Origin of the sequence: Vibrio sp. V43_P6S15P86 (genome assembly GCF_009904725.1) — a bacterium.
In the GTDB taxonomy this organism is placed as follows: Bacteria; Pseudomonadota; Gammaproteobacteria; order Enterobacterales; family Vibrionaceae; genus Vibrio; species Vibrio diabolicus.
Genome location: NZ_WXWT01000208.1, coordinates 3579 through 7846, shown reverse-complemented (window position 1 = coordinate 7846; position 4268 = coordinate 3579). Strand labels below are relative to the sequence as shown.

The following is a 4268-nucleotide window of genomic DNA, read 5'->3' as shown; positions in this document are numbered from 1 at the left end:
GATATATGATGTTATCTGGGGTTTGTTTGATTTATTTGTCTGATGCTTTAACTTAATTTAGTGAGTTGAGCGACGTGCTTTAATAGGCTTCCGCCAATGTTAGGTAAATAATCAGCGAAAAATATCTGAGAACCAGGAGTACAACGCATTAATATATTTGTTAGTTCACCTTCATTGTTGGAAGTGTTAACTGCGTTAAGTTTCGCTAATTTATTACAAAGCTCGTCCTCTATTTGCACTTTCTGCTCTTCGGTGAGCCTAATGCGACCTATACATACGCCTGGGTTGATATCATGAGAAAGCGAATCTTGTTGAAATCGCTCTTTGAATAAGGTGTCTAATGCCGTACCTTCTTCCATAATAAATCGACGACCAGAACGGTAAAACAAGCCGTCTCCGAAGTTTTCGACATATCCTAGAATTTCCGCGATACGCAAATAGAATCGTAAGCTTGTATCAGAAAGTCCGTAAGTTTGGGCTATCTCTTGTGGTTTAATATCACGAGAAGTCAGCATATAAATAAAATCAAGTAAATAAGGATGCTCAACGAAAAGGGCGCTCTCTTCATCTGTTAGCATTTGCTCGTTTTGGTGCTGAAGCTCGTTGGCTAAGGTTGCGAGTTCGACGAGATCGGTATTCAGGTAGTTCAGATAAATAAGTACTTTATCCAAACCTAAAGCTGGATTATGTAGGTGGCGTTTAATACTAGATAAAGGGATGCCACTTTTCTCTGACAAGGAATTGTAGCAAAGCCCTTCTTCTTTAATCTTTTGTCGTAGCGCTGCGAGTAAAAACTTTGGTCCAACATTCATCCTTGAATATCACCTTATTCGTTATTCCGTTTACTGGCTGATATTTTGCCTTTCAAGCAGCAGGTTTCGAATCGCTGTGCCCGCTTCTAGAATGTGTTTTTTCAGCAGGTACTTGGCGCCTTCGATATCGCGATTTTGGCACATTTCAAACAAGCTTAAGTGCTCTTCTTCTGCCTTTTTAATGCCTGTAGTAAACAATAGCTGCATGCGTATGTATCTGTCACACTTTGTGTTCAGGTTGTAAATGACGTCCATAGTTTCAGGCATGTTGGCTGGCGCATATAGGGCTTTGTGGAACTCGTAGTTGTAGTTGCTCCATTCTTCTACTTCGTCGCCACTGTTCACTACTGACTCGAAACGTTCACGAACTTCGCGCGCGCGTTCAAGGTCAGCGTCTGTCATATTTTGAATCGCGCGCTCTAAAATGTGGCATTCCACGACGGCGCGCAGTTCAAATAGCTCATTGATTTTCTCTGGAGATAGCTCAGTGACCGTCGCACCTTTGTGAGGTTCAAAGCTAACGAGTCCTTGTGCTTCCAATTGAACTAACGCTTCACGCACAGGAATTCGGCTAACATTAAACTCTTTTGCTAACGCATCTTGACGTAAAGGTTGACCAGTTTTTAACTCGCCCTTCAAGATCTGAGTTCGAATTGCTTCCTCAACGAGCTGAGTGCGCGTTTTAAAAACAGGTTTCTGTGACATTGAAGTCTCCCGTGAAATTAATATTGTATCCAATCCATTTTACTTTAGTAGTTTATTGTTTTTCTGGCACAAACCAACTAGGAAAGAAGGTTTTGAGAAGTAGAGTGAAATAAAAGGCATCAGTTGATGCCTTTTTGAGCCATTTGGTGGGCTTATTGGGACACACTGCCATCTATGGCGCGTTGAATACCCAGTGGGTTCGACGCTTTTAATGAATCCGGCAATAAAGATTCTGGCAAAGCTTGATAAGCGACCGGACGCAACCAACGATGAATAGCCTCCGCACCGACAGATGTTGAGGCAGAATTGGTTGAAGCAGGATATGGTCCACCATGAACCATAGCGTAACCAACCTCGACGCCAGTTGGCCAACCGTTGAATACAATGCGTCCGGCGATTTCTTCCAAACTTGGAAGCAGTTGCTTGGCTCGTTCTTCGTCTTCAGCGGTAGCGTGAAGGGTTGCGGTGAGCGATCCAGTCAGTGAATTACTCAGTTTCAACATGTCATCGAAATCTTCACAGATTACGATTAACGATTGAGGACCAAATATTTCTTCCTCCCATTGCGGGTTTTTACGCCAGTTTTTACTGTCCGTCACGAACAGTGCTGGTGAGACATTGGTCGCTTCTGCTTGTTCAGAACGTGTGACGTTAATACCTGTTTCGGAAGCTCGCTTATCCACTTCGGATTCATACGTTTCTCGGATTCCTTGCGTTAGCAAAGTGGCCGTTGATTGTTGTCGAATTAACCCTTGAGCGGTCTCGATAAAGGCTTGCGTTTCTGGGCTATTCAAGACAAATACAACGCCGGGTTTTGTACAAAATTGTCCACAGCCCAAAGTCATAGAAGCCACAAACTCTTCAGCCAATGAGGCGTTTGCTCGTATGGCTGAAGGGAGAATAAATGTTGGGTTAATCGCCCCTAGTTCACCATAGAAGGGGATTGGCTCTGGTCTTTGCTGAGCTAGATTGAACAGCGCACGGCCACCAACGACTGAGCCTGTAAACCCAACCCCTTTAATTTTTGGATGGGTAACGAGTGCTTGGCCAAGTGCGCGTTTGTTACCTTGCAATAGCGTGAAGATGGCTTGCGGTAAGCACTCTTTCTCAAGTGCAGCCTCAATACACTCAGCAACAAGTTGACTGGTGCCAGGGTGGGCGGTATGGCCTTTTACAATCACAGGACAGCCAGCTGCCAGTGCCGAAGCCGTATCACCACCTGCAGTAGAAAATGCGAGCGGAAAATTAGACGCACCAAACACGGCGACAGGGCCAATTGCGATTTGCTGACGACGAATATCTGGTTTCGGCAGTGGTTGACGGTCTGGGTTTGGCGTATCGAAAATTGCTTGATGGTGATTACCCGAGCTCACAACCTCGGCAAATAGTCGTAATTGGTTGGCGGTACGTCCTATTTCACCGCTTAAACGTGCTTCGGGAAGGGCAGTTTCTAAATGAGCACGAGCAACGATTTCTTCACTCTTCACTTCCAATTCAGAGGCGATAGAGCAAAGTAAGCTCGCTCGCTTTGCATTGCTTAGTTGGCGAAACTCACGCGCAACGCTTTGGGCGGCTGAGGCGGCTTGATTAACTTCTTGCTCTCCATGTACCGGAAACGCTGTGGGTAGAGGCTCACCAGTAAAGGCGTTGACTGCGTAAAAAGTGGTTGGTTCTTGTGGGTTCATCATTCTTCCTTACTATCCTTATTACTTCACTTCAAATCCGTACGCATATGGGTCTTCATCGTCTACCCATATCGTGTTGTGACCGTATACTTGTGCCCATCCTTCAATACTTGGCAAAATAGCTGCTTTGCCATTCACTTTGGTAATGCCTTCTATACGTCCTTGAAATAGGCTGCCGATGATACTTTCGTGAACAAAGTCTTCTCCTTGATTGAGTTTGCCTCTTGCATGCCATTGCGCCATGCGTGCACTAGTGCCCGTACCACATGGCGAGCGATCCAACGCTTTGTCGCCGTAAAACACAGTATTTCGAGCGGTGGCGTTTTCTTGAGTGGGCTCTCCGGTCCATAGCACGTGAGAAACACCGCACACTGTCGGATCTTCTGGATGTACGCACTCAACCGCTCGAGATACCGCTTCGCGAACTTTTGGAGAAAGCATCAAAATTTCATCTGGAGAGTAGTGTTCAAGTCCGGCGTAGTTTTCTTGAGGGTCGACGATTACGTAATAGTTTCCGCCATAAGCAACATCGACAGTGAGCTCACCTAAGCCCTCTATGTCCACGGTTACGTCTTGGTGGGCAAGGTAAGCTGGTACGTTAAATATCTTCACCGACGTGACATTGTCACCTTTTGTTTGGTAGTGCACTTCGATTTGTCCTGCTGGGACATCAAGTATCAAACGGCCTTCTTTTTTGGGAGTGATAAGGCGATTCTCGATAGCGGTAGTGACGGTTCCAATGGTGCCGTGGCCACACATTGGTAAGCAGCCACTGGTTTCAATAAACAGAATTGAAGCGTCTGCGTTATCGCTGCAAGGAGGCAAGACAACTGACCCCGACATCATTGAGTGTCCGCGAGGCTCAAACATGAGTGCCTGACGAATCCAATCATAATGCTCAAGAAAGTATTGGCGCTTTTCGCTCATGGTATTGCCTTCGAGTGGAGGCACACCGCCTGCGACCAGCCTAACTGGGTTGCCGCAGGTGTGGGCATCAATACAGAAAAAAGTTCCTTGTCTCATTTTTCGCTCCTTGCTGAAAAAATGGTTGAATTAAACAATAGTA

At 45.8% G+C, this 4268-nt stretch carries 4 protein-coding genes; all 4 read right to left on the bottom strand.

Annotated elements, in window-relative coordinates:
• Positions 1 to 47: 47 nt before the first annotated feature.
• Entirely contained in the window at positions 48 to 812 is a 765-nt protein-coding gene (locus CAG69_RS09150) for a transcriptional regulator (RefSeq protein WP_161443850.1), read from the bottom strand.
• Positions 813 to 842: 30 nt separating this feature from the next.
• Complete coding sequence (locus tag CAG69_RS09145) at positions 843 to 1517, bottom strand: GntR family transcriptional regulator (protein WP_005377862.1); 675 nt, start codon at positions 1515 to 1517, stop codon at positions 843 to 845.
• Positions 1518 to 1669: 152 nt separating this feature from the next.
• A complete protein-coding gene (locus tag CAG69_RS09140) occupies positions 1670 to 3202 on the bottom strand; it encodes an aldehyde dehydrogenase (NADP(+)) (protein WP_161443848.1) in 1533 nt (510 codons plus the stop codon).
• 21 nt (positions 3203 to 3223) lie between these two features.
• Positions 3224 to 4225, bottom strand: a complete 1002-nt coding sequence (locus CAG69_RS09135; RefSeq protein ID WP_161443846.1) for a 4-hydroxyproline epimerase — start codon at positions 4223 to 4225, stop codon at positions 3224 to 3226.
• Between the last annotated feature and the right edge of the window lie 43 nt (positions 4226 to 4268).